The organism is Rhodoferax sp. (genome assembly GCF_037143375.1).
Taxonomy (GTDB): Bacteria; Pseudomonadota; Gammaproteobacteria; order Burkholderiales; family Burkholderiaceae_C; genus Rhodoferax.
The window spans coordinates 1-24,997 of sequence record NZ_JBAWYV010000010.1 but is presented as its reverse complement, the minus strand read 5'-3'; the positions used below and the strand labels follow the sequence as shown (position 1 = coordinate 24,997).

The following is a 24,997-nucleotide window of genomic DNA, read 5'->3' as shown; positions in this document are numbered from 1 at the left end:
TGGGGAAGGTTTAACAAAGTTTGGGTTTGAAAATGGACGCTCGCGTAACCACGTGGCGGGGGCTCACTGCCGCCGTAATTTTGAGCACTGTCAGTCTGCTAACAGGCGGATCAGTGCAGGCTGCAACCGCCGTGGCGGGAGGGCGCATAGATATTCTGGAAATGCCAGCCCGACATACCGAGCGTGCCAAGTTTGCTGTGTTGAATGCGGTGGCGATCGCAGGCAAGCGCCTGATCGCCGTCGGCGAGATGAGCATCATCATGCTGTCAGACGACAACGGGCAAAACTGGCGCCAGGCAAAGGCGGTGCCAACCAGCGTGACGTTGACCAATGTTCGTTTTGTATCGGCCAACACGGGTTGGGCCGTGGGCCACAGTGGCGTGGTTCTGAAAACCATGGACAGTGGTGAAACCTGGGTGCGCCAGCTTGACGGCAGACAAGCGGCCCAAATAGAAGTGGCAGCCGCAGAGGCTGCTGTCACCAAGTTGGGGGATGCAGGCGCACGACGACTACGCGATGCCCAGCGCATGGTGACCGAAGGGGCTGATAAGCCGTTTCTGGATGTGTACTTTTTTGACGAACAGCGTGGCTTCGTCGTGGGTGCTTATGGCCTGACCTTCGCAACGCGCGACGGTGGGAAGACCTGGGCGTCGCAATTGGGGCAGATCGACAACCCTAAAAACAGACATTTCTACAACATTGCCGTCGCTGGCCGCGACCTTTTGCTCACCGGTGAGCAAGGCATGCTGTACCGGGTCAGTGAAGCCGGAGAGCGCTTCACGGCCTTAAAAAGCCCGTATCCAGGAACCATATTTGGTTCGGTCACCGTCCCAGACGGAAACATCCTGATCTTTGGTTTACGCGGCAATGCCTTCCGTTCACCAGACCAGGGCGTGTCATGGGAAAAGGTCGATTTTGGTCAAACGGTCACGCTCACCGCCGCCACCCGCCTGCGCGATGGCCGACAAGTCGTGGTGGATGAAACCGGACGTCTGATGTTGAGCCGTGACGGTGGATTGACGTTTGCCAAAGTAGCCGTTCCAAAAATGAATGCCGCCACAGGCGTTGTTGAAGCGGCTGATGGGTCCCTGATCCTCTCTACCCAGCGCGGTGCGGTTCGCATCGCCGCTGAAGCCTTTCGTTCGGAGCAAAAATAATGAGTTATGTGGCACCACAGCCGGATGTCGGCGCAGTATCCCTCGAAGATTTCGACACCAATTCAGGGTCGCTGATTGAAAGAATCTTCTTCAACAATCGACTGATCATTGTTCTGATTTGCTTGCTGGCAACGCTGGTATTGGGTTATCAGGCCACCGGCTTGACCTTGAATGCCGCGTTCGAGAAGATGATCCCGACGCGTCATCCCTACATTGCCAATTTTCTTGAAAATAGATCGCAGTTGGCCGGTGCGGGTAACACCCTTCGCATCGCCGTTGAAACCAAGAATGGCACCATTTTTGATGCTGCCTACCTCGAAGTCGTGCGCAAGGTGACTGACGATGTATTCCTGTATCCGGGGGTAGATCGGCCTTTCATGAAATCCATGTGGACACCAGCGGTGCGATGGACTGGGGTGACGGAGGAGGGGCTGGATGGGGGTCCGGTCATCCCGGAAGATTACGCCGGAACGCCTGCCCATATCGACCAGGTGCGACTCAATGTAGAACGGTCGGGTGAAATCGGGCAACTGGTGGCGGCGAATTTCAAGTCCAGTATTGTCCTGGTCCCGCTGCAAGAAAAAATAGCCGAAACCGGGGCCCGGATTGATTACAACGACCTCTCCAAACGCTTGGAAAAACTCCGGCAACAGTACGAGACCGACGACATCAAGATCCACGTGACGGGCTTTGCCAAAGTCGTGGGCGATCTGCTCTCTGGACTGCAGCAGGTGTTGATGTTTTTCGCCATCGCCATCGTTATTTGCACCGTCGTGCTTTACTGGTACACCCGTTGCATTCGCAGCACCTTGCTGGTGGTGGCTTGCTCAGTGGTGGCGGTGGTCTGGCTGCTGGGACTATTGCCAACCCTGAATTTTGAACTGGACCCGTATTCGGTTCTGGTGCCGTTCCTGGTGTTTGCCATTGGGATGAGCCATGGGGCTCAAAAAATGAACGGCATTATGCAGGACATCGGCCGCGGGACTGACAAACTGGTGGCAGCACGTTTTACCTTTCGCCGATTGATTCTGGCCGGTGTCACGGCTCTGCTGGCAGATGCCGTCGGCTTTGCGGTGCTGATGGTGATTCAGATTCAGGTGATTCAGGATCTGGCCATTACCGCCAGTATTGGTGTGGCTGTGTTGATTTTCACCAACCTGCTCCTGCTGCCTATTCTCCTTTCCTTCACGGGTGTCAGTGCGACTGCTGCAAAGCGGAGTCTGAAGTCCGAATTGGCAGAAGCCGAGGACGCTGGCCATGCCAAACATCCGTTTTGGGCTTTCCTTGATTTATTCACCCAGCGCAAGTGGGCGACGGTGGCCATCAGCGTTGCCGCCATCATGGGCGTCATTGGGCTCGTTATCAGCCTTCAATTAAAAATTGGTGATACCGATCAGGGTGCACCTGAGCTGCGTCCCGATTCGCGCTACAACCGCGACAACGCCTTCATGGTGTCCAACTATGCGTCGAGCTCAGACGTGTATATCGTGATGGTCAAGACGCCGCAATTTCATTGTGCCCATTACGACACCGTCATGGCAGTGGATGCGTTGGAGCACGAGTTGCAACAGTTGCCCGGCGTAGAGGCAACCAACTCGCTTGCAGGCTTGAGCAAACTGGCGGCGGCAGGTCTCAATGAAGGCAGCCTGAAGTGGTATGAAATTCCACGCAGCCAGGACATGCTTAATTCGATCATTACGCGGGCACCGCGCGAGTTGTTCAACCAGAATTGCGACTTGTTGACGGTCTACGCCTACCTCAAGGACCACAAGGCCGATACGCTGGACAGCGTCGTCAAAACTGTTGAAGGTTTTGCCGCCCAGTACAACAACGCCGAAATCCGTTTCCTCTCCGCTGCAGGCAATGCTGGTATTGAAGCCGCGACCAATATGGTGGTGAAAAAAGCCAACACCGAGATGCTGATGCTGGTGTACCTCGCGGTGATCATCCTGGCCTTCATCACGTTCCGCTCCTGGCGTGCGGTGGTTTGCGCGGTGTTGCCGCTGATGCTGACGTCTGTTCTGTGCGAGGCCTTGATGGTATCGCTGAACATTGGTGTCAAGGTTGCCACCTTGCCGGTGATTGCCCTGGGGGTCGGGATTGGTGTTGACTACGCACTGTATGTGTTGACCGTGACACAAGCCCAGTTGCAGGCCGGGAAAAGCCTGTCTGAAGCCTACTACAAGGCTTTGCTTTTTACCGGAAAAGTGGTGGTTCTGACGGGGATCACGCTGGGTATTGCAGTGGCAACCTGGATATTTTCTCCGATCAAATTTCAAGCAGACATGGGCATTTTGCTGGCCTTCATGTTCGTCTGGAACATGCTCGGCGCCCTGATTTTGTTACCCGCACTGGGTCACTTTCTGCTGCGTCAAAAAACGCCGGTCATCGTTTAGATCCGACCCCTCTTCAAGCCCTGATTTTTGCGAGAAATGTAAATGTACAAGCACCTCCTGGTTCCACTCGATGCGTCGGGGTTGGCCACTGAAATTGTGTCTCAAGCTGTTCCCTTTGCGCTTGCTCTGGGCGCACGTATCACCTTCTTTACAGCCCGGGCCGACTTTGGCTCGACCGATCAGGGCGCCTTGCAGCGCACGGTCGCGCCCGATCGCTATGTCGATAACCTGGCCGGTGAAGCGCGCGGCATCTTGCAGAAAGCCGAAGCGGCAGCGAAAGCCAAAGGCGTTAGCTGCAGTTCGATCACAAAAACCAGTGACCGACCCTCAGAGGCCATTCTGGAAGTGGCACAAGCCCAGGGTTGCGATCTGATCTTCATGGCGTCGCATGGTCACAAAGGTATTCGCGGACTGATTCTCGGTTCGCAAACACAGAAGGTGCTTGCCAACACGCGTATCCCCGTCCTGGTCGCTACGGTGGAGAGCAACCATCTGGACGAGCATGCGTTGCTGGCCATTGGCATTATTCAGGACGAGCACCGTTCATTGGCGGCCGTGGTTCGCGGTCTGGTCCAACTCGTTGAGCAATCGTGTGCGGACAAATCGCCACTCAACGTTGAACTGGTGCTGTCAATGATTCACTATATCGACGCCTTTCCTGAACGTTTGCACCATCCAAAAGAAGATGCGTACCTCTTCAAGCTCCTGAGTGCCCGCACCAACGAATGTGATGCAGCGATCAGCGAACTACGTGCCCAACATGCCAGTGGGGGTGACCTGGTGCGCGCCATGCAATCGGCGGTCGAGAACTACGCCAAAGCGGCGGGCGATCAGACCGAGGAACTGACCCGTGTTCAGACTGCCGTGGCTGTTTTTGCCGAAGCGCAATGGGCCCACATGAATCTTGAAGAAGGCACGATCTTGCCCATGGCAAGAAAGCACCTGACCGACCCGGATTGGTCAACGATCTACCAAGCCTTTTCGATCAATGGAGACCCCCGTTTTGATGCCGAACTGGGCGAAGGCTTCAAGACCTTGTACACGCGTCTTATGAACTTGGCGGGTCGCTAATTTCATATTTTTATGAATTGGCAAAGTAAGTTAATAAATTTATAAATATTCAAATTTGACTCCTACCTTTACCGCTTCCTGATAAGAGCTTTAGACCAAGAAAACACCTCGATGGAGCGCTGAAAAATGAAGTTCAGACCCAAAAATCTAGGTGTTTTCCCTATTAAAAACAGCTCTTCAAGCGTTTCTATAAATGTTGGCAAGCATATTGCAAAGTCCTCATTGCGATACCTAGAAAACCAGTATCAAACAAGTCATCAAGCGTAAATGAGAAGGCATGTCAGTGTTCCAGATCACGATTTTTGAGACCGGCGAAAGTTTCTCATGCAGCTCAGAGCAGTCGGTGCTGGCAGGCATGGTACGGCTGGGTCGGCGGGGCATTCCGGTGGGGTGTCGCGGAGGGGCTTGTGGTGTTTGCAAAGTTGAGGTGATGTCCGGCGACATTGAGCGCAAGGTCATGAGCCGTTCTCACGTCAGCGAGGAAGACGAAAAGGCATGCCGGGTATTGGCCTGCCGAATCTTGCCGGGCAGTGATCTGGTGGTTCGGGTGCTGGGTGGCATGAAGCGGGCAGTGAACAAGCAGGAATTTAAAAAAATTCCTGCAATCGGTGAGTAAATTTATTAACAAGAGGAGACAGAAATGGCAATGACAGGTGTTTTACGTCCAGGACATGGACAGATTCGTGTACTCGACCTTGAAGAAGGTGTTCGCCACTATCGTGACGTGTTGGGTCTTGTTGAAACCGGACGCGATGCTCAGGGACGTGTCTACCTGAAGTGCTGGGATGAGCGCGATCACCATAGCGTGGTACTCCGTCAGGCTGACCATGCCGGTATCGACTTCTTTGGTTTCAAAGTGCTCGACAAGGCGACGCTGGAAAAGCTGGATGCGGACCTGATTGCCTACGGGGTCAAAACCGAACGTATTCCTGCCGGTGAAATGATGGAAACAGGCGAGCGGGTTCGTTTTGAAATTCCGAGTGGACACCTGATCGAACTCTATGCAGAAAAGACAGCGGTTGGAAATGGTTTGCAAGTTGTGAATCCAGCGCCTTGGACCAAAGCATCAGAGAACGGCATCGCGCCTGTGCGTCTAGATCATTGCCTGCTTTACGGGCCCAATATTGCCGCCGTTCAAAAGCTGTTCACTGAAGTGCTGGGCTTTTACCTGGTTGAGCGCGTCCTCGCCCCTGATGAGTCCGCAAATATCGCTATCTGGATGTCCTGCTCCCACAAGGTCCATGACATTGCCTTTGTTGAGCATCCAGAACCCGGTAAATTGCATCATTTGTCCTTCTTGCTTGAAAGCTGGGAAGAAGTCCTGCGTGCAGCCGACATCATGTCCATGAATCAGGTACCGATTGACATTGGTCCTACACGCCATGGCATAACACGCGGATGCACTATTTATGCATTTGATCCGTCCGGCAATCGCTTTGAAACGTTCATGGGTGGCTATCAACCCTATCCAGATTACGAACCCACGACGTGGTCCTTTGATGGACTCGGCGCCGGCGGTGGACTGGACTATCCACAGCGCAAGCTGCATGAATCATTTTTGTCGGTCGTGAGCTGAGTGGTGCGTTCATGACAGATTCCACGTCATTGTTGGAACGAGTGCCCGCGTTGGATACATCGCGGCGCTTTGTCCGAATTCGTGGTGAACGTGGCAACGGATTCGTTGAGTTCGACTTTGCGATAGGTGAGCCAGAGGTATTCGTTGAATTGATTCTCGGACGCGTTGCCTTCGCTGAGTTCTGCGTGACCAACAAGGTCGAATTGCTCCCGCCGTCAGAGGCGACATCGTCAGACGATGGTGAGAAAAGCGACTGGGAATGGCGCTTGGCCGATGCCACAAAAACCCGGTTCAAGTAACACGAATACGGTGCTTTGAGATACCGAAAAATTTAGGAGATACCCCATGCAAATTGATCTGCGTACGGTCAGCATCGAACCCCAACGTCAAACATTTGACCACCTGGCACGTCGTTTTGGCGACAAGCCAGCCTCCCGCTACCAGGAAGGAAGCTACGACATTCAGGCGGCAGAAAACCTGCATTACCTTCCCACCTGGGATCCGGAACAAGCGCTCTACGACACCCGCATCACCAAGATCGTGATGCAGGACTGGTATGCCTTGAAGGACCCTCGCCAGTTTTACTACAGCACCTACACACTGGCGCGCGCCCGCCAGCAAGACTCGACCGAAGCGAACTTTGACTTTGTAGAGTCCCGGGGCTTGGCCGACATGCTGCCCGAGGATCTGAGGACGATCGCGCTGAACCTGTTGGTCCCACTGCGCCATGCCGCGTGGGGCGCCAATATGCACAACACCTTTATCTGCGGCTACGGGTTTGGCACGACCTTTACCCAGCCCTGCATGTACCACGCTATGGACCAATTGGGGATTGCCCAGTATTTGTCCCGCGTCGGTTTGCTGCTGGGCGACACCGCCGCCTTGAATGAAGGCAAGGCCGCCTGGATGGATGGCGCTGCCTGGCAACCCCTGCGTCACTATGTCGAAGACTGTCTGGTACTGCGTGACCCCTTCGAGTTGTTTGTCGCACAGAACGTGGCGCTTGACGGACTGTTGTACCCGCTCGTGTACGAACGCATCGTTGATGACGTGCTAGCCAAGCGGGGCGGCTCAGCGGTGGCCATGCTGACCCAGTTCATGAGTGACTGGTTTGGCGAGACGCGCAAGTGGGTGGATGCTGTGATGCGCACCGCCGCAGCCGAGTCTGAGCCCAACCGTCAATTGCTGCAGGAGTGGACGAAAAAGTGGAGCGATCGTGCTGCCACGACCCTGCGCCCTGTTGCCGCGTTGGCGCTCGGACCAGCGGCGGACGAGGCGGTCAACGAAGAAGTGATTGCCTTGACGGCACGCTTGAAAAAAATCGGGATTGAGATCTGAAAGGCTGCTATGTCAACTGTATTTATTGCCCTTCAAACCAACGAAGAAACCCGCCCGATCATTGATGCCATCGTCATCGATAACCCGCTGGCGGTCGTCCTTCGCGAGCCTGCCATGGTCAAGATCAATGCGCAGGGCCGACTCGTCATTCGTAGAGAAACCATTGAAGAGCAGATGGGCCGCGACTATGACCTGCAAGAGTTGCAAATCAATTTAATTTCTTTGAGCGGTTATGTCGACGAAACAGAAGACACGTTGACGCTGTACTGGAACGAATAATAGGAGACCGACATGGACATGAAAGTTACTAAAAAGAAACTCGGGTTGAAAGAGAAATACAAGCTTCTCACCCGTGACCTGGGTTGGGAAACGACCTACCAAAAAAAGGATGACGTTTTCCCTTACGTGGGCTACGAAGGCATCAAGATTCATGATTGGGACAAGTGGGAAGATCCCTTCCGCCTGACCATGGATTCCTACTGGAAATACCAGGCCGAGAAAGAGCGCAAGTTCTACGCCATCATTGATGCCCATGCCCAGAACAATGGCCATCTGAACATCACCGATGCGCGTTACCTGAGTGCCCTGAAGATATTCCTGCAAGCCATCAGTCCGGGCGAGTATGCGGCGCACAAGGGCTTTGCGCGGGTTGGACGGGAGTTCCCTGGCGTCGGCACGCAGGTCGCTTGCCAGATGCAGGCGATTGATGAAATTCGCCATGCGCAGACGCAGATTCACGCCATGTCGAACTACAACAAGTACTACAACGGCTTTCACGCCTTTGCAGACTCGCGTGATCGCATTTGGTACACCTCGGTGGCCCGTTCATTCTTTGATGATGCGATGTCCGCCGGCCCCTTCGAGTTCATGATCGCCATCGGATTCTCGTTCGAGTATGTGCTGACCAATTTGCTGTTTGTACCGTTCATGTCAGGTGCGGCCTACAACGGCGACATGGCGACGGTGACCTTTGGTTTCTCAGCGCAATCTGATGAGGCCCGTCACATGACCCTTGGTCTTGAATGCATCAAATTTATGCTGGAACAGGACCCGGCCAACCTGCCGATCGTCCAGGGTTGGATCGATAAATGGTTCTGGCGCGGTTTCCGTGTGCTGGGACTGGTCAGCACGATGATGGATTACATGCTGCCAAAACGTGTGATGTCGTGGCGTGAAGCGTGGGAAATCTACGGCCAGGAGAATGGTGGGGCGTTGTTCAAGGATCTGGCCCGTTATGGCATTCGTGCCCCCAAGGGTTGGAACGATGCCGAGGCGGGCATTGACCACATGTCGCACCAGTTCATGCTGGGCTTGTACCAGTGGAGTTTTGGTACTGCGTTTCACAGCTGGATTCCTTCGGATGACGACATGGACTGGCTCTCTGCCAAGTACCCCACGACTTTCGATAAATATTACCGTCCGCGTTGGAACCATATCAAGAAGCTGGCGGCAGCGGGCACGCCCTTCAAGAACTTTGGCTTGGCCAAGTTGTGCCAGACCTGCCAGTTGCCGGTGGTGTTCACCGAGCCGGATGATCCGACCATGGCTTGCCATCGTGAGACGGTTTACAAGGGCGAGAAGTACCACTTTTGCTCGGATGGTTGCCAGGACATCTTTGCCAATGAGCCCGAGAAGTACGTTCAGGCGTGGTTGCCCATGCCGGCACTTTTTCAGGATCCGTTCAATGGCGACATTGGTGCCTGGATGAACTGGGTGAGCCTGAAAGATGGGGTTGATAACGGTGACTTTGTCGGGTCGCAAGATCAGATGAACTTTGAAAAATGGCGTGGCATGGCCACTTCCAATAAATAAACCGTCACACCTCATAAAAGGAGAAAAAATATGCCCGTGGTATCAAAGAAAGAATATGTTGGTGTTCCTCGCGACAGCGTGGCCAACTTCAATGGCAGTCAGCTCGTCTATGCCAGCTGGGATCAACACTTGTTGTTTGCCGCACCGTTTCTGCTCTTTGTTCAGCCGCAGATGCTGTTCAAGGAAATGGTGGAAGGCCCCCTGAAAATGCTCATTCAGCCCGATCCGGATGCCGCCCAGGTTGACTGGTCAAAAGTGCAATGGTTGAAATCCAATCAGCCCTGGACGCCCGACTTTGAAAGCAGCCTGGCCGCCAATGGCGTTGGCCACAAGGATCAGATCCGGTTTCGCACGCCGGGCCTCAATTCGTTGCTCACCAAAGACTAAAGGACGGTATGAGCTATCAACTGACCATAGAGCCCCTCGGTCAGACCATTGAGGTCGAAGAGGGGCAAACCATTCTTGACGCCGCTCTTCGTGCTGGAATCTACTTGCCGCATGCCTGTTGCCATGGACTGTGCGCCACCTGCAAGGTACAAATCATTGACGGCGAGGTGGAGCACGGTGCGGTCTCCCCCTTCGCGCTGATGGATTTCGAACGTGAAGAGCAAAAGTGCCTTGCCTGTTGTGCGGTGCCGCAAAGCGATGTCGTCATCGAAGCCGAGATTGATGAGGATGTGGATGCCGAAAACCTGCCCGTCTGTGACTATGACGGAACGGTGAGTCGCATCGAGTCCCTGACTCCGACCATCAAAGGGGTCTGGATCACGCTGGATGCGCCGGAAGGCATTCATTTCCAGGCCGGTCAATATGTCAACTTCCATCTGCCAGGCGACATCGGGAGCCGCGCCTTTTCTTTGGCAAGTGCGCCCGACACAGGAAACGAGGTTGAACTCAACATTCGCATCGTGCCGGGTGGACAAGCGACCGGCTACGTGCATGAAAAGATGAAGGTCGGGGAGCGCGTGCGCATTTCTGGGCCTTATGGTCGCTTCTTCGTGAAGAAGTCAGCACGCATGCCCATGATCTTCATGGCGGGCGGCTCCGGCTTGTCCAGTCCGCGCGCCATGATCCTCGATTTGTTGGGTGAAGGGGGTGAATTGCCCATCACGCTGGTCTATGGCCAGCGTACGCGGGCTGAGCTTTATTACCACGATGAGTTCATGGCCCTGGCCCAGCGCTACAGCCATTTCACGTACATTCCGGCCCTTTCAGGCGAGCCCGAAGGAACGGATTGGCAGGGCTTTCGTGGCTTCGTGCATGAAGCGGCCAAAGCCCATTTCGACAATGACTTCAGGAACAACAAGGCCTACCTTTGCGGGCCACCCCTGATGATTGATTCCTGCATCAGCACCTTGATGCAGGGGCGCTTGTTCGAGCGCGATATCTACTCCGAGAAGTTCATTTCAGCAGGCGATGCACAGCAAGTGCGCAGCCCTTTGTTCCGCTCCATCTAAGGGGCTGCGAGCCATATTTCGGCGCGTCACTATTGATACCTATTTGCTATTGAGTTTTGCAAAATTTGGTATTGGACGGTATTGATGGTGCGCTCATAAACTGGATTCAATTGGGCAAAACCCAGGTCAAAAAAATCATTTCATTCGCCCGAATTTCGGGAAATAAGCAAGGAGTGCCATGCAGCTGATCAAGAATTTCATCAACGGCGAGTTCGTTGAAGGCATCGACCGAAAAACCTTTGATAAACGTTCGCCGCTCGACAACCGGGTGATTGCCAGGGTGGCGGAAGCCGGCAAAGCCGATGTGGATGCGGCAGTGCGGGCGGCGCATGCGGCACGCCACGGCGTATGGGGCGGTTTGACGACCGATCAGCGCGTTGATTTGCTATACGGCGTGGCTGACGAGATCACGCGCCGGTTTGAGGATTTTGTGGCGGCCGAAATGGCCGATACCGGTCAGCCACGCCACGTGATGACCAACGTCTTTATTCCACGGGGTGCAGCCAACTTCAAAGTCTTTGCCGACATCGTCAAAAATGTGCCTTCGGAGTCGTTCCAGATGGCGACACCAGACGGCCGTGGAGCACTTAACTACGGAATTCGCGTCCCCAAAGGCGTGGTTGGTGTGATCTCGCCCTGGAATGCGCCGTTCCTTCTCATGACCTGGAAGGTCGGCCCCGCACTGGCCTGTGGTAACACGGTGGTCGTCAAGCCATCGGAAGAGACGCCACTCACCACCACGCTGCTCGGTGAAGTCATGAATGCCGTCGGAATTCCCAAGGGTGTTTTTAATGTGGTGCATGGTTTCGGCCCCGATTCCGCTGGCGAATACCTGACCCAGCATCCGCTGGTGGATGCGATTACCTTTACCGGCGAAACACGCACCGGCACGGCGATCATGAAGGCGGCCGCTGTAGGCATGCGGGACGTGTCCTTTGAGCTGGGCGGTAAGAATGCCGGCATCGTGTTTGCGGATGCTGATTTCGAGGCAGCTGTGGAGGGCATATCCCGTTCATCATTCCTTAATTCCGGCCAGGTCTGCCTGGGCACGGAGCGGGTGTATGTCGAGCGACCTATTTTTGATCGCTTCGTGCAAGCCCTGAAAGTCAAGGCCGAGGCGGTGAAGTTTGGCCGCCCGGACGACCACAACGCCAACTATGGCCCGCTGATCAGTGCCGAGCACAAGCAAAAGGTCATGTCCTACTACGCCAAAGCCAAAGCCGAGGGTGCCACCATCGTCACTGGTGGCGGTGTGCCGAGCATGCCCGCCGATCTGGCTGAAGGCCACTGGGTGCAGCCGACGATCTGGACCGGCTTGCCTGAAACTGCGTCAGTAGTCCGTGAGGAAGTCTTTGGGCCGTGCTGCCACATCAGTCCGTTCGACAGCGAGGACGAAGTGGTGAACAAGGCCAACGACAACGATTACGGTCTCTCCACCACCATCTGGACGACAAACCTGGCGCGCGCTCACCGCGTGGCGGCGCGTGTCGAAGTCGGCATCACCTGGGTCAACAGTTGGTTCTTGCGCGATTTGCGAACCGCCTTTGGTGGCTCGAAACAATCCGGCATTGGCCGCGAAGGCGGGGTTCACTCCCTGGAGTTCTATACCGAAACCCGCAACATCTGCGTGAAACTCTGAGAAACCTATGGACGAACTAAAAATCAACCACTATGGCGATGAGCTGTATGAAGCCTTCGTCAAACACACGCCGGTGCGTCCGCTACTTGAGCGCGAACCCACCATCACGATCGAGGATGCCTACAAAATTCAGGAGCGCTTTGTGGCCCGTCGATTGGCGGCAGGGGAGCGCATTGTTGGCAAGAAGATTGGTGCGACCAGCAAACCGGTGCAAGACTTTCTCGGCGTCTACCAGCCTGACTTTGGCATGCTGACCTCCGGCATGGTGTACCAGGAAGGCGACACCATTGACCTGAGCACGATGATTCAGCCTAAAGCCGAGGCCGAACTGGCCTTCGTGTTGAAAGAAGATTTAAAAGGGCCTGGCATCACAGCTATGGACGTGATCCGCGCCACCGACTATGTATTGCCTTGTTTCGAAATCGTTGATTCGCGCATCGTTGACTGGAAGATAAAAATTCAGGACACCGTGGCCGACAACGCCTCGTGTGGCGTCTTCGTGCTGGGGAAAACCCGGGGCGATCCGCGCGTGCTCGACATCACGCTGGCCGGTATGGTGCTCGAAAAGAACGGCGAGATTTTCTCGACCGGCGTCGGTGCCGCCGTGCAGGGCTCACCGGCCAACGCCGTCGCTTGGCTGGCCAACACGCTGGGTGCGCTGGGTATTCCGTTCAAGGCTGGCGAGGTCATTCTCTCTGGTTCTCAATCTTCGCTCATCCCGGTGGTAGGGGGCGATGCCCTGGTGTGCACCGTGGGCGGTCTCGGCAGCTGCCGTGTTCAATTTTCAGGAAAGACTTCCCTATGAGCCAGCCACTGACACTCTCCCGGGAAGATATTGTTCGGTTGTGTGAGCGCGTCGAAGGCGCCCAGACCCGCGCCTACGCAATTCCTAAACTGACCGATGAATACCCGGCCATGACGGTGGCCGACGGCTATGCCGTGCAAGCCGAACTGCGTCGCCGCTACATCTCCCAGGGACACAAGCTGATCGGCTGGAAAGCGGGCCTGACCTCGAAAGCCAAGATGGTTCAGATGGGCGTTAATGTTCCGTCTATCGGTTTCCTGACAGACCGCATGGCGCGTCCGGAAAACTCGGCGATCAAGACGTCTGACTTGGTGCATCCGCGCGCTGAATGCGAAGTCGCCTTCGTCACAAAAAAGTTGCTCAAGGGCCCCAATTGCACCCGTCAGGATGTGCTTGACGCCACCGATTACGTGCTGCCTGCGGTCGAAATCATCGACTCGCGCTTTTCTGGATTCAAGTTTGATCTGCAAAGCGTGATTGCCGACAACGGTTCCTCAGCCCGCTATGTTGGCGGTGGACGGGCTCGCTACCCCGCCGATATTGACCTCAGCACGCTCGGCGTAGTGATGGAGAAAAACGGCGAAATCGTCGCCACCGGCGCTTCAGCCGCCGTGCTGGGTCATCCGGCCGAGGCGATTGCGATGCTGGTCAACATTCTGGCCGAGCAGGGAGAAATATTGCCCGCCGGGAGCTTCGTGATGAGTGGGGCGATTACCGAAGCTATTCCCGTCAAGCCAGGCGACAACATCGTGGCCCGCTTCCAGGAACTAGGTAGCGTATCAGTGCGATTCATTGAATAACAAAACACAAAAGAGGACAAGACCATGCCAATTATTGAAATGCATTTGCTCGAAGGACGCAGCGTAGAAAAAAAACGTAAAGCCGTCGCCGCTGTCACCGCCGCTTTGGTGGCCTCGCTGGAGGTTCCCGCAGAGACGGTGCGGATATTGATTACAGAACACTCGTCAGAAAACTTCAGCGTCGCCGGGGTAACGGTCGGTCAGCGCAATGAAGCGGCCGGGAAATAGAAACATTAATTCATAGAGAATGACATGAAGAAAATCAGATGTGCCTTGATCGGGTCGGGCAATATTGGCACCGATTTGATCTACAAGATTCAACGCAGCCCCTGGCTGGAGCCGGTGTGGATGGTCGGTATTGATCCGGAATCGGAAGGGTTAGCGCGTGCGAGCGACATGGGACTGAAGACCACAGCCTTAGGGGTTGACGGCCTGTTACCGCACGTCCTTGAAGACAATATCCAGATTGCATTTGATGCAACGTCGGCCTATGTGCACGCAGAAAATTCGCGCAAGCTAAATGAACTCGGCGTCATGATGATTGACCTCACACCCGCAGCCATTGGCCCGCTGTGTGTGCCGCCGGTCAATTTGCGTGCGTTGTCCGATAGAGTTGAGATGAATGTCAACATGATCTCCTGCGCCGGTCAGGCCACGATTCCAATTGTGTTTGCGATCTCCAGAATTCAAAGCGTGGCCTACGGGGAAATTGTGGCCAGTTTGGCCTCCAAATCAATCGGCCCCGGCACGCGCGCCAATCTGGACGAATTTACCTACACCACCTCCAACGCCATCGAGGTGGTCGGTGGCGCCCGCAAAGGGAAGGCCCTGGCCATCATCAACCCGGCCGAGCCCCCAATGATGATGCGCAACACCATCTCTTGTCTGACCGATGAGGTGCCTGATCAGGTGCGTATCACCGAGTCCATCCTTCAGATGATCGTCGAGGTTCAAAAATACGTACCGGGCTACCGATTGGTGAACGGTCCTATCTTTGATGATAAAAAAGTTTCTGTGTTTATGGAAGTCGCAGGACTGGGCGACTACCTGCCCCGCTATGCCGGCAACCTGGACATCATGACCGCAGCAGCGACACGTACCGCCGAGATGTTTGCTGAAGAAATCATTGCTGGGAAAATCCAGTTGAAACCCATGGAACTTGCATCATGAGCGAAATTCAAAGTTTGCAGGGCCGCAAGGTCATCATTCACGACATGTCTTTGCGCGATGGCATGCACGCCAAGCGAGAGCAGATGACCATCGACCAGATGGTCAGCGTGGCTACAGCATTGGACGCTGCGGGTGTCCCGTTGATTCAAGTGACCCACGGCGGTGGTTTGGGGGGGAATTCCCTCCAGCACGGTTTTGCGCTGCACAGCAACGAGGAATATCTTCTGGCTGTTGCCCCCAGGATGAAACAGGCCAAGATATCAGTATTGCTAATTCCCGGTCTGGGCACGATGAAGGAACTCCAGTCGGCCTATGACTGCGGTGCACGCAGTGTGCATGTCGCCACTCACTGCACCGAAGCCGATACCTCCCCACAGCACATCGCCTTTGCGCGCAAGCTGGGCATGGACACCTCGGGTTTCCTGATGATGGCCCATCTGAATACGCCAGAAGGCTTGGCGCAACAGGGCAAGCTGATGGAGTCCTACGGGGCACAAACCGTCTACATCACCGATTCGGCCGGCTACATGCTGCCGGAGCATGTGAAGGCGCGGGTTGCGGCCTTGCGGGCGGTGCTCAAGCCTGAAACCGAGATCGGTTTCCATGGTCACCATAACCTGGGTATGGGCATTGCCAATTCCATCGCGGCCGTCGAGGAGGGCGCCAGTCGCATCGATGCGTCGGTAGCCGGACTGGGGGCGGGTGCTGGCAATACACCGCTGGAAGTTTTTGTGGCGGTGTGCGAGCGCATGGGCATCGTGACGGGTTGTGACTTGTTCAAACTGATGGACCTGGCCGAAGACATCATCGTGCCGATGATGGAACACATGGTGCGCGTGGACCGTGCGTCGCTGACCCTGGGTTATGCCGGTGTTTACTCGACCTTCCTGCTGCATGCCAAACGCGCAGCGGATCGATTTGGTGTGCCAGCCCGAGACATTCTCATTGAACTTGGTCGCAAGAAGATGATTGGGGGTCAAGAGGACATGATCGTTGATACCGCCATGACCATGGCCAAAGACCGTGGTTTGTTAAAAGAAGTCACGGCCTGAATAAACTGATGTCTGCCTCCAAGGAATGGGTCGTCATTGTTGGCGCAACCGGTGCTTTCGGCCAAGTCATGGTCGAGCGACTCATCCGCAATGGGTTGGGTGTGGTCGCTGTCGCACGCAGTGCCTTGGCGCTGGAAGCACTGGCGGCAAGCTACCCCGGTTTGGTGCCGTGTGTCGCTGATATCGCCAGCGACTCGTCCATAGACATCATCCGTGCTGCATTACCGGGGACGGTCCGAATGGTGGTGCATGGACCGGGGGTCAGCGTCGGGGGTGGTGTGCTCAACATAGAGACCGCAGCCCTGGTGGATGCCGTGAACATCAAGGTGGGCGGGCTGTTGCGTTTGGTCCGGGCGGTCGATGCCCGGTTAAGCACGCATTCCCGCCTGGTGGCTATCGGCGGGCATTACGGGTTTGAGCCGACAGCTTACGCGGCCGCAGCTGGTGTGGCCAATGCCGCACTGGTCAATGTTGTCAGGCAATTGAGTTTGGCTTATGGCGCACGTGGAATTACCGCCCATCTGGTTGCGCCAGGACCAGCCGATACGGAGCGACTGAGGCGGGTTGCCGCAGATCGTGCGCGGATGCAGGGCATCACCGTCGAAGCTGTGCTTGATGCCATGAAAGCGGAGTCCTCGCTGGGTGCCTTCACTGAACCCGCCCAAGTGGCCTGGGCTCTTGAAATACTACTGGCCCCAGAGGCCTCGGCCATGACCGGGTCGTCACTCATGCTGGATGCTGGTCGACGTCGAGGTCTGCCTTGAAAGAATAACCATGCCCGTTTTAAATTTTCATTTGGTTCAGGGCCAGCATGCGGCGTCTCGCGTAGAAACCTTGCTGTTGCGTGCCAGTCAGTTGTTTTCCGAGGTGCTTTGCTGCCCCATTGACCGCATTCGCGTATTTGTGACCGAGCACGCGGCGCAGCATGCCTGCGTGGGTGGCAAGCTGGTCAGTCAGCATGATCAGGCCGCGCCCTATTTCAACTTCATCGTGTTGCAAGGTCGACCCCTTGAGGACCGGCATCGCCTTTTGGCCGGTTTCACGGATTTGTTGGTGGAGCTACTGGGTTGCAAGCGAGAACTGGTGCGCGGTGGGGTGATCACCATCGCGCCAGAAGATTGGAGTATTGGTGGGGTGCCTGCCAGCAGGTTGCGTCAGGCAGAAATTGAGGCACGCAAGATGGCTGCCAAACCGTAAATTTCATCTGAGACTCGTTATGAATATCTTGATCGTCCACGCGCATTACGAGCCGCAATCTTTCAACACGGCGCTGAAGGACTGCGCCGTTACAACACTGACCCAGGCCGGGCATGACGTCCGGGTGTCAGATTTGCATGCCATGAACTGGAACCCGGTGGCCACGGCAGCAGATTTCAACTTGAGAAGCAATCCGGATTACTGTGTCTATGCCCTTGAGCAGCGCAAAGGGTTTGAATCCGGCACCCTGGCTGAAGATATTCGGCTTGAGATTGAGAAGGTCGAGTGGTGCGACATGCTCATCCTCAATTTCCCTATTTTCTGGTTTTCTGCGCCGGCTATTCTCAAGGGCTGGATCGATCGTGTGTTTGCTTCCGGCCGGTTCTACGGCGGCAAGCGGTTTTACGACAACGGAGGCATGCAGGGCAAGCGGGCGATGGCCACGGTAACGCTGGGTGGGCAGCAACACATGTTTGGACCCGATGCCATCCATGGCGAGATGGACACCATGCTGCGCCCGATCCTGCGCGGCGCACTGGCCTACTGTGGTTTTGCGGTGCTTCCTCCATTTGTGGCGTACCACGTGCCTTACGTCTCGCATGAGGAGCGGGAGAAGATTTTGCAGGACTACCAGACGCACTTACAGGGTCTTGACCGGATGGAGCCACTGACTTTTCCATGCATGTGCGACTTTGATGAAAAGCTCAACCCGCGAATTCCGGTGGATGCTTAAACATTGAGACGTTCCGTGAGTGGGTTTTAAAATGCTATGCATTCAGTAGTGCACTACGCAATGGATACGGGGGCTAGAGGCTGATTTCTTATAAAAAAATTAAAGAAGCCGAGACGCCAATGACGGGAGTCAGGAACGCATTGGCAAGGGGTGCGCGCCGAAGTACCATCGCTTATCAACGCTATCTCGCCGCTTTTGGGTCCATGCGAATTCATGAAGAAAAAATCCAACCCCAGTCCTGAAGAGACGATTCAACTGCTGCCACCCGACGCGCAATCTGCGCATCGGTTCCCGGATATGGGGGATCTGGTGTCGCGCCTGCGGTTTTCTCCCGGCGATGGAGAAATCTGGTTGGACGATCAACGCATGGTATTGCTGCACAACGCCTCACTGGCCGCTTTGCGCCGTGAGCTGATTGAAATTCTGGGCAACGATAAAACCCGCGGCATCCTCACGCGCATGGGCTATCTCTCGGGGGTGCGCGATGCTGACATGGTTCGTAAAGTTCGACCCGACAGCAGTGATTTCGATGCGTTTGCCGTGGGCCCGCAACTGCATTCACTGGAAGGATTTGTGTCGGTGGAGACCGTAGCGATGGAGGTCGATATTGAAAAGGGCCATTTTCACGGCGAGTTCATCTGGCGCAATTCTTCAGAGGCCGAAGAACACATCGCGGCAAATGGCATTGGCAATGCCCCCGTCTGTTGGACCTTGCAAGGTTATGCCAACGGCTATGTAAGCAGTTTTCTCGGACGCCAAGTGCTGGTTCGCGAAGTGGAGTGCAAAGCCATGGGCCACGCCGCCTGCAGGGTGATTGGCAAGTCGCTCGATGATTGGGAAGACCCCGACAAGGATTTCCGCTACCTGCAAGCGCAGGAGTTCGTTCAAAGTCCACGCGCCAAGACTTTCAACTTTGACCATAAAACCAGCGAAGCAAGTTCAAGAAATGAAAAGATCAACCTGATTGGCGTGTCGGCGGGTTTCAATACGGTTTGCCACATGATCCAACGCGTCGCGCCGACCCGCGCAACGGTACTTTTTCTGGGCGAAAGCGGTGTCGGCAAGGAGCAGTTTGCGCGCACCCTGCACAATATCAGCGACCGGACAGGGAAACCATTCGTAGCCATCAACTGTGCCGCCATCCCGGAGCAACTCATTGAATCAGAATTGTTTGGCGTCGAAAAAGGAGGCTTTAGTGGGGCCATTCAATCGCGCCCGGGTCGCTTTGAGCGGGCGGATGGTGGGACGCTTTTTCTGGACGAGATCGGCACCCTCAGTCTGATGGCGCAAGGCAAACTGCTGCGCGCCCTGCAGGAGGGCGAGATTGAGCGCATTGGTGACACCCGCGTCAGATCGGTGGATGTGCGCGTCGTCGCAGCTACGAATGAAGACTTGCGCGATCTCGTCGAAGCAGGAAAATTTCGCGCCGACTTGTTCTACCGGATCAATGTATTCCCCGTCAGAATTCCGCCGCTGCGCGAACGCAAGGAAGATATCTTGCTGTTGGTGGAAAGTTTTCTCAATCGGTACTGTGCCTTGCATAAACGCAAGGTAACTGGCCTCAACGAAGGCGCCATCGAAGCCCTGCTGTTCTATTCGTGGCCCGGCAATATTCGGGAACTTGAAAACATCATCGAGCGGGGCGTCATCCTGGCGCCCGAAGGGGGCGGCATTGATGTGGCGCACTTGTTTACCAGTGGTGAAAAGTTGAGCCGTGGCCCCCTCAAGCTCGGGGAAAATGGTATCTTGAACGGCGAGTCTGCCAACTCGACACTGACCGGTCAGTTGCCTGGGTTGCTGCGTGAATCGCTGATGAGGGGCGATATCTCCATGGATGCGCTGGAGGAGATGGCGGTGGATGTTGCCGTTGACATCGCCAATGGCAATGTCTCAGCCGCTGCAAAAATCCTGGGAACGACACGGTCACGAGTGGCCTATCGACTCTCTGGCAATAAAGTGCCGCATCCGCCAGATCATTCGACCTGAATAACTTAACAGAGGGTGGCCATTCGCCATCGACTCTTTTCGCTGAGCATCGTGAAAAGGCGGCGCTTTCCTGTAGGTGTCATTACCGCCTACCCCCAAATTTTCTGAGTTCCATTGTTGGCGTTCATTTTTGAGGTCGGGTTCTGGTTTCCTTGACCTACTCCACAAGTGCAGATAAAGAGACTACATTTGTTGGTAGGATCAATGCCGTTGCATACAGCTATATCGGCAAGGGGGACGATGCTGGTCGATGAACAGTATCTCAAATCGTGAATTTTTGGTAGCAGAATACGTGCATTGTTGGCTGTCTGGAATCGCGGCCTTCCACGTCCACATTTTTCTCCATTGCTCAGTGTGCGACAACTGCGATCTCGGTACGCGCTTTGCTCAGTGCGGCCGACTTGACTTCTTCCTCATGTACGTAAAGAGACGTTAATATTCGGAATTTCCGCCCTATACCTGCCATTCAACCAGTTTCTCAAAGTGAGATTTTTTTCTCAGGCCAAGCCCCGGACGATATACGCCAAAAACATCAATCCGCGTGTGACCCCAGACCAAGCCAAGCCATCACTGTCCAATAACTGTAGTCCCACCCAGTCCTTGTAAGAGGCCGCCTTGGCGGCAACAGGCGGCATAACGCAACGAACATTACTGTTCACAAAAGATCCTAGTGCTTTTCTGGCCCATGGGGGGATTTCTGGTTCGCCTGTTTTACGAAGCAGAACTGCGATGTTCTCTGCTTTCAGTTCCATCAGGGTCAACAGTGTCATGTACTTATTTAAGTTTTCCTTTTCCTTGACACCTTTGAACACCACATCGCGCTTGCTTGGGTTGTAATGTTGCAAATGAACAAGCGCCCCCGCAAGCGCCTTTTGTGCATCCAAGGCGAACGCCCGCTTGAGACGAGGTTCTACCTCTTGTGACCAGCGCCGCTGTGCATCTTTCCGAGAAAATTCTGGATATGCCAAAGGCCGAATCCCACGTCGTTCAAATCCGTAATCAACCCCCGCGTCACGCACCCTATCCACGATGCGTTGCCCTAATTCGGATTCCGAACCTACTTGTTCGCAGATGTTTTCGATCGCATCCTGTGTAGAGGAATACAAATGCAGGAGTCCATGCACATCTGCCAAAGGGATCCAATCTACCGGAGCCATTTTTTTTGGGCGGCCTCTGGGAGATGATGGTCCTGGGGCCTTAGTTCCGAGATGTTCAGTATTATTGGATGCCGAAATCCTAGCGGATTTCTTTCGTGCATGTTGAGCACGTACGTGGTTTAACAGATGCTCTATGCCTGTTTCAAGTAGTCGATTGCCCCAAGCCGATTTTAGATTAGCTACTCCCCTTAAGGAGTCGGGTGAAAGTTGGTTGGCGGTTCGAATAGCCAGCGCACGGTGAATGAACTCTGTACTGTGAATGTAGCTGGTGAGTGATACCAGCGGTGAACTGTGGCCTAGCAGCCGTGCCACGACATAACCGTAGGCGCGGCTGGTCGGTCCGGGTCGGTTGATCAGCAACGAACGTAATCTTTTACCTCGTTTCAGGAATACGCTGGTCTCGGGTAAATGCTCGAACAGCGTCAATACCTCCTGATAGTCCGGCGCGCGCAGGGCCAGATACATCCAGGTGGCAAATGAGTGGCGTAACTGGTGAATCTTGGTCGGTTGTCCGGTAGCGTGAGAAAGCGCCTTGATGATTCGGTCTGCAGTCGTTTCGGCAGACAGGCGCGTCCAGCCTCCCTCAGGCCGGGGTACGTCGAAAACCCAACCTGTGTCATCTGCGATATCTGCTCCGATGAATCTGCGTTGCAGCCAGGCCTGCAACTCTCGTCGTTCATCAGGGGGCAGCAGCAACCGTGCTGGAATAATCCGTTGCGAGGCTTCAGTCTTGAGGCGGCGTTCCTCATGCGGACGGATGATGAGCTCCAGATGGTTAATGGATGTCACATCTTTGAGCCGCAAGCCAAAAATCTCCCAGCGCCGCATGCCAGCGCGAAATGCCAGCATCATCGACAGCTTGGCAATCTGGTTCAGTTCGCGGTCGCCACCTTGCTGGATCTGCCTCTCAAGATATGCCTTGGCCTTGTAATATTCCTCAAAGCTGATGGGGTTGGCATCGACTGGCTCCAGTCCCGCATCTTCTCCCAGGGTTTCGCGTAGGCTTTTCAGGGAAGGCTTGCCGTGTACGCGAACTAGATGCAAATGAAACTCCCGCAGGCCTTTGGCTAGATTGACCCGCTGACTTCCCTGTGTGCCATAAACGATTTCTTCGTAGAGCTCGACCAGATCTACGTCGCTGAGGTCGGCGGGGCTGGTGTCGCCCAGCCGTGACAGTACCTGCGGAATGACCGCATCGCTCAAGCGCTTTATCGTCGAAACTGCCAGTCGATCATTGGTTGCGTTATGCCCTTGCAACATACGCACGATCCAATTCACATAAGTCCGGTGCGACTCAGGTATTGGAATGCCCGACTCCTTTATGACACGATTCACATCGACCGATTGAGGAGGTGTTTTCGGGGGGAGGTCCAAGGCTCGGTGTACGACTAGGAACCAGGGGTAAAGCAGGCAGAAATCGGTCAGGAAGTCTTCATCTTCCAGTGGCTGTTCGTACGCCTCGCCTGGTGGGGCGGTGTCACTTGGGACGGACAGTTGTCTGAACAACCGGTTCCAGCTTCGTTCATGCAGTGCGTGGGATTGCACCTTTCGTTGCACAATCTCGATATCCACTCGTGCCGAGTGCTGATGCCAACGGGCCGTGGCGTGCTTGAGCAGCTTGTTCAATCCTTTTGGTAGTTCCTCTTGGGGCGTTCCGTGTTCTTGAAGAAGTGCCTGAATGGCCTTGGTCTGTTGGTCAACCGTTAGCGGCGTGTAGTTCTTCGGTCGACGCAGGAAAAGCAGTTCAGTGATGGGATCCAAAAACCAGCGCTGGCAGTGAAAATCGCCAAATTTCCCCATGCGTTGGTGAAACTCGGCATAGGGGCGTCGGCCCACGACGGGCAGATCGCTGGCCATTTGCTGGAGCAATACCTTGACTTTGGCTGCTTCCAGCAGGCCCCCGATCAACACTGACGACAGGATAACGCCTGAACTCCATTGCGCTGAGGTCAGTTCCAGACCCTTCAAGCTGGCCAGCCAGGAAGCCAGACTCCTCTCCCAAAGTAGAACGGGGCGGCACAACGCTGTTTGTGCAGGCGAAAAGGGGCTGGTTGGGAGACGCGGCAGGATGGCTAATTTGGTCAGAGTAATTGGCTCATTGGCGGTCGCCCTTAGGATTTTCAGGGCTAAATGGATCCATCTTAGCCATTGCGCCGCGATTTGGCGGCTGACCTTTTTTTGGCGCGCGTGCTCGCAAACAGCTTGCTCAAGGACAAGTGCGCTGTGCTCATCAATGTCCCCCGCGGGTTTCTGACCGCACAACAGCTTGGCGTGTGGGCAGTCGAGCGTCGCGAGAAACCTAGTCAGCGCCGATTGATCACTGTCACCAAGACCGGGGAGGCCCCGCCTCACCTCAAGCCACAATGCTTCGTGCGCATTCATTGTGTCCCCAGGCGGGTGGGGTATCCACTGCTGACCGACGATACCTGCCATTTTCTGGCCGCTGATTTTGATAAGGCTGATTGGCAAGATGATGTACAGGCGTACCGCCAGTCGTGCCTTGAGTTGGGCGTGCCGGTTGCCATCGAAATTTCCCGCTCCGGCAAGGGCGCCCATGCCTGGGTGTTTTTTGCAGGCAGGGTCTCGGCGCGCGATGCCCGTCGCTTGGGGACAGCCCTCATCAGCCACACCTGTGCGCGGACCCGGCAACTAAACTTGAATCTTATGACCGCCTTTTCCCGAATCAGGACACGATGCCAAAAGGCGGCTTTGGTAATTTGATTGCGTTGCCCCTGCAGAAAAAGCCAAGGGAGTACGGCGGCAGCGTGTTCGTAGATGAATCCTTGAGCCCCTATTTGGATCAGTGGGCTTACCTGGCATCGATTGAGCCCATGGCTCCGCATGACATTGAGCCAACGATTCTTCGTGCCACTGGCGGTGTCCATCCCCTAGACGTCACCTTCATTGATGAGGAAGACATCAATGAGCCGTGGAAACGCCCGCCCGTGACCAAAAAGATCTCCGGGCCAACGCCGAAGATGCTGACCGTGACGCTGTCGAATCTGATTTATTTCGAGAAGTCTCAGCTGCCACAAGCGCTGGCCAACCGGTTGATTCGCCTGGCTGCGTTCCAAAATCCTGCGTTCTACAAAGCCCAGGCCATGCGGATGTCGGTCTGGGACAAGCCCCGTGTCATCGGTTGCGCAGAGAATTTTCCCGCACATATTGCTCTGCCGCGTGTCTGTTTGGACGCTGCGCAGGAATTACTGCGGGGTAACGCGATTGGCTGCGATCTGGTTGATGAACGATTCAACGGCGAGCCACTTGAGGTCAACTTTGCCGGAACACTGCGACACGATCAGGAAACCGCCGTGGCCGCCATGCTGCATGACGATGTGGGTGTGCTGTGCGCACCGACGGCTTTCGGAAAGACCGTGACGGCCGCTGCGATGATTGCCCGGCGCGGGGTCAATACGCTCATTCTGGTACACCGTACTGAACTGCTGAAGCAATGGCAGGAGCGGCTTCAGACCTTTTTGGAGATCGGCAAGGGTGTCGTTGGCACCATTGGCGGCGGCAAATCAAAGCCCTCCGGCAAGATTGATATTGCCGTCATGCAGTCCTTGTCGCGCCAGGGCGAAGTCAACCCTTTGGTTGAAAATTATGGCCACGTCATCATTGATGAGTGCCACCACATTGGTGCTGCATCGT

The 24,997-nt window shown here is 55.2% G+C and carries 23 protein-coding genes; 22 read left to right on the top strand and 1 reads right to left on the bottom strand.

Annotation, left to right across the window (positions count from 1 at the left end; all coding sequences use genetic code 11):
• Positions 1–113 precede the first annotated feature (113 nt).
• The 21 genes from WCG50_RS03135 (at position 114) to WCG50_RS03035 (ending at position 20,189) form a co-directional block, all read left to right on the top strand.
• Positions 114–1,157, top strand: coding sequence for a YCF48-related protein (locus WCG50_RS03135; protein WP_336898111.1), 1,044 nt, complete (start codon positions 114–116; stop codon positions 1,155–1,157).
• On the top strand, positions 1,157–3,553 hold the full coding sequence (locus tag WCG50_RS03130; protein WP_336898110.1) for an MMPL family transporter: 2,397 nt from the start codon (positions 1,157–1,159) through the stop codon (positions 3,551–3,553). Before WCG50_RS03135 ends, WCG50_RS03130 begins: the two co-directional genes overlap by 1 nt.
• 42 nt (positions 3,554–3,595) lie before the next feature.
• Entirely contained in the window at positions 3,596–4,624 is a 1,029-nt protein-coding gene (locus tag WCG50_RS03125; RefSeq protein WP_336898109.1) for a universal stress protein, read from the top strand.
• A 277-nt stretch (positions 4,625–4,901) separates the two neighbouring features.
• Positions 4,902–5,240 carry a 2Fe-2S iron-sulfur cluster-binding protein gene (locus tag WCG50_RS03120; RefSeq protein WP_336898108.1) on the top strand — a complete coding sequence of 113 codons (339 nt, stop codon included), beginning with the start codon at positions 4,902–4,904 and terminating at the stop codon, positions 5,238–5,240.
• A 24-nt stretch (positions 5,241–5,264) separates the two neighbouring features.
• On the top strand, positions 5,265–6,200 hold the full coding sequence (locus WCG50_RS03115) for a catechol 2,3-dioxygenase (RefSeq protein WP_336898107.1): 936 nt from the start codon (positions 5,265–5,267) through the stop codon (positions 6,198–6,200).
• Positions 6,201–6,211: 11 nt separating this feature from the next.
• On the top strand, positions 6,212–6,499 hold the full coding sequence (locus WCG50_RS03110) for a phenol hydroxylase subunit (protein ID WP_336898106.1): 288 nt from the start codon (positions 6,212–6,214) through the stop codon (positions 6,497–6,499).
• A 46-nt stretch (positions 6,500–6,545) separates the two neighbouring features.
• Positions 6,546–7,538: an aromatic/alkene monooxygenase hydroxylase subunit beta gene (locus tag WCG50_RS03105; RefSeq protein ID WP_336898105.1), complete on the top strand. Its 993-nt coding sequence runs from the start codon at positions 6,546–6,548 to the stop codon at positions 7,536–7,538.
• Between the two features lie 9 nt (positions 7,539–7,547).
• A complete protein-coding gene (locus WCG50_RS03100; RefSeq protein WP_336898104.1) occupies positions 7,548–7,817 on the top strand; it encodes an MmoB/DmpM family protein in 270 nt (89 codons plus the stop codon).
• Between the two features lie 12 nt (positions 7,818–7,829).
• Complete coding sequence (locus WCG50_RS03095) at positions 7,830–9,350, top strand: YHS domain-containing protein (RefSeq protein WP_336898103.1); 1,521 nt, start codon at positions 7,830–7,832, stop codon at positions 9,348–9,350.
• Between the two features lie 30 nt (positions 9,351–9,380).
• A complete protein-coding gene (locus WCG50_RS03090) occupies positions 9,381–9,737 on the top strand; it encodes a phenol hydroxylase subunit P4 (protein WP_336898102.1) in 357 nt (118 codons plus the stop codon).
• An 8-nt stretch (positions 9,738–9,745) separates the two neighbouring features.
• Complete coding sequence (locus WCG50_RS03085) at positions 9,746–10,807, top strand: phenol 2-monooxygenase domain-containing protein (protein ID WP_336898101.1); 1,062 nt, start codon at positions 9,746–9,748, stop codon at positions 10,805–10,807.
• 178 nt (positions 10,808–10,985) lie between these two features.
• Positions 10,986–12,446: a 2-hydroxymuconic semialdehyde dehydrogenase gene (locus WCG50_RS03080; protein ID WP_336898100.1), complete on the top strand. Its 1,461-nt coding sequence runs from the start codon at positions 10,986–10,988 to the stop codon at positions 12,444–12,446.
• 7 nt (positions 12,447–12,453) lie between these two features.
• Positions 12,454–13,251 carry a 2-oxopent-4-enoate hydratase gene (gene dmpE, locus WCG50_RS03075; RefSeq protein WP_336898099.1) on the top strand — a complete coding sequence of 266 codons (798 nt, stop codon included), beginning with the start codon at positions 12,454–12,456 and terminating at the stop codon, positions 13,249–13,251.
• Positions 13,248–14,051, top strand: coding sequence for a 2-oxo-3-hexenedioate decarboxylase (gene dmpH / locus WCG50_RS03070; protein WP_336898098.1), 804 nt, complete (start codon positions 13,248–13,250; stop codon positions 14,049–14,051). The genes dmpE and dmpH overlap by 4 nt, the downstream gene beginning before the upstream one ends.
• Positions 14,052–14,075: 24 nt before the next feature.
• Positions 14,076–14,279: a 2-hydroxymuconate tautomerase family protein gene (locus WCG50_RS03065; protein WP_336898097.1), complete on the top strand. Its 204-nt coding sequence runs from the start codon at positions 14,076–14,078 to the stop codon at positions 14,277–14,279.
• A 24-nt stretch (positions 14,280–14,303) separates the two neighbouring features.
• Positions 14,304–15,221 (top strand): acetaldehyde dehydrogenase (acetylating), encoded by a 918-nt coding sequence (locus WCG50_RS03060; RefSeq protein WP_336898096.1) that lies wholly within the window; start codon positions 14,304–14,306, stop codon positions 15,219–15,221.
• Entirely contained in the window at positions 15,218–16,273 is a 1,056-nt protein-coding gene (gene dmpG / locus WCG50_RS03055) for a 4-hydroxy-2-oxovalerate aldolase (protein ID WP_336898095.1), read from the top strand. Before WCG50_RS03060 ends, dmpG begins: the two co-directional genes overlap by 4 nt.
• An 8-nt stretch (positions 16,274–16,281) precedes the next feature.
• Positions 16,282–17,037, top strand: coding sequence for an SDR family oxidoreductase (locus WCG50_RS03050; RefSeq protein ID WP_336898094.1), 756 nt, complete (start codon positions 16,282–16,284; stop codon positions 17,035–17,037).
• A gap of 10 nt (positions 17,038–17,047) precedes the next feature.
• Positions 17,048–17,470, top strand: coding sequence for a hypothetical protein (locus WCG50_RS03045; protein ID WP_336898093.1), 423 nt, complete (start codon positions 17,048–17,050; stop codon positions 17,468–17,470).
• Positions 17,471–17,489: 19 nt separating this feature from the next.
• The gene (locus WCG50_RS03040; protein WP_336898092.1) at positions 17,490–18,203 is read left to right on the top strand and encodes an NAD(P)H-dependent oxidoreductase; all 714 of its coding nucleotides are present in this window, start codon (positions 17,490–17,492) and stop codon (positions 18,201–18,203) included.
• A gap of 213 nt (positions 18,204–18,416) precedes the next feature.
• Positions 18,417–20,189: a sigma 54-interacting transcriptional regulator gene (locus WCG50_RS03035; protein WP_336898091.1), complete on the top strand. Its 1,773-nt coding sequence runs from the start codon at positions 18,417–18,419 to the stop codon at positions 20,187–20,189.
• A 497-nt stretch (positions 20,190–20,686) separates the two neighbouring features.
• Here the strand turns inward: WCG50_RS03035 and WCG50_RS03030 are convergent, their stop codons facing one another.
• Complete coding sequence (locus WCG50_RS03030) at positions 20,687–23,902, bottom strand: site-specific integrase (protein ID WP_336898090.1); 3,216 nt, start codon at positions 23,900–23,902, stop codon at positions 20,687–20,689.
• 137 nt (positions 23,903–24,039) lie between these two features.
• On the opposite strand from WCG50_RS03030, the gene WCG50_RS03025 reads away from it, so the two are divergent.
• Positions 24,040–24,997 (top strand): DEAD/DEAH box helicase family protein (locus tag WCG50_RS03025; RefSeq protein ID WP_336898089.1); only part of this gene is annotated, 958 nt, incomplete at its 3' end.

Bases quoted from the DNA above. Each gene is read 5' to 3' on its own strand.
- WCG50_RS03125 (WP_336898109.1), top strand. From the start codon at position 3,596: ATGTACAAGCACCTCCTGGTTCCACTCGATGCGTCGGGGTTGGCCACT.
- WCG50_RS03065 (WP_336898097.1), top strand. From the start codon at position 14,076: ATGCCAATTATTGAAATGCATTTGCTCGAAGGACGCAGCGTAGAAAAA.
- WCG50_RS03095 (WP_336898103.1), top strand. From the start codon at position 7,830: ATGGACATGAAAGTTACTAAAAAGAAACTCGGGTTGAAAGAGAAATAC.
- WCG50_RS03130 (WP_336898110.1), top strand. From the start codon at position 1,157: ATGAGTTATGTGGCACCACAGCCGGATGTCGGCGCAGTATCCCTCGAA.
- WCG50_RS03060 (WP_336898096.1), top strand. From the start codon at position 14,304: ATGAAGAAAATCAGATGTGCCTTGATCGGGTCGGGCAATATTGGCACC.
- WCG50_RS03050 (WP_336898094.1), top strand. From the start codon at position 16,282: ATGTCTGCCTCCAAGGAATGGGTCGTCATTGTTGGCGCAACCGGTGCT.
- WCG50_RS03100 (WP_336898104.1), top strand. From the start codon at position 7,548: ATGTCAACTGTATTTATTGCCCTTCAAACCAACGAAGAAACCCGCCCG.
- WCG50_RS03045 (WP_336898093.1), top strand. From the start codon at position 17,048: ATGCCCGTTTTAAATTTTCATTTGGTTCAGGGCCAGCATGCGGCGTCT.
- WCG50_RS03090 (WP_336898102.1), top strand. From the start codon at position 9,381: ATGCCCGTGGTATCAAAGAAAGAATATGTTGGTGTTCCTCGCGACAGC.
- WCG50_RS03110 (WP_336898106.1), top strand. From the start codon at position 6,212: ATGACAGATTCCACGTCATTGTTGGAACGAGTGCCCGCGTTGGATACA.
- WCG50_RS03115 (WP_336898107.1), top strand. From the start codon at position 5,265: ATGGCAATGACAGGTGTTTTACGTCCAGGACATGGACAGATTCGTGTA.
- dmpG (WP_336898095.1), top strand. From the start codon at position 15,218: ATGAGCGAAATTCAAAGTTTGCAGGGCCGCAAGGTCATCATTCACGAC.
- WCG50_RS03040 (WP_336898092.1), top strand. From the start codon at position 17,490: ATGAATATCTTGATCGTCCACGCGCATTACGAGCCGCAATCTTTCAAC.
- WCG50_RS03080 (WP_336898100.1), top strand. From the start codon at position 10,986: ATGCAGCTGATCAAGAATTTCATCAACGGCGAGTTCGTTGAAGGCATC.
- dmpH (WP_336898098.1), top strand. From the start codon at position 13,248: ATGAGCCAGCCACTGACACTCTCCCGGGAAGATATTGTTCGGTTGTGT.
- WCG50_RS03120 (WP_336898108.1), top strand. From the start codon at position 4,902: ATGTCAGTGTTCCAGATCACGATTTTTGAGACCGGCGAAAGTTTCTCA.
- dmpE (WP_336898099.1), top strand. From the start codon at position 12,454: ATGGACGAACTAAAAATCAACCACTATGGCGATGAGCTGTATGAAGCC.
- WCG50_RS03030 (WP_336898090.1), bottom strand. From the start codon at position 23,902: ATGGGCGCCCTTGCCGGAGCGGGAAATTTCGATGGCAACCGGCACGCC.
- WCG50_RS03085 (WP_336898101.1), top strand. From the start codon at position 9,746: ATGAGCTATCAACTGACCATAGAGCCCCTCGGTCAGACCATTGAGGTC.
- WCG50_RS03035 (WP_336898091.1), top strand. From the start codon at position 18,417: ATGAAGAAAAAATCCAACCCCAGTCCTGAAGAGACGATTCAACTGCTG.
- WCG50_RS03105 (WP_336898105.1), top strand. From the start codon at position 6,546: ATGCAAATTGATCTGCGTACGGTCAGCATCGAACCCCAACGTCAAACA.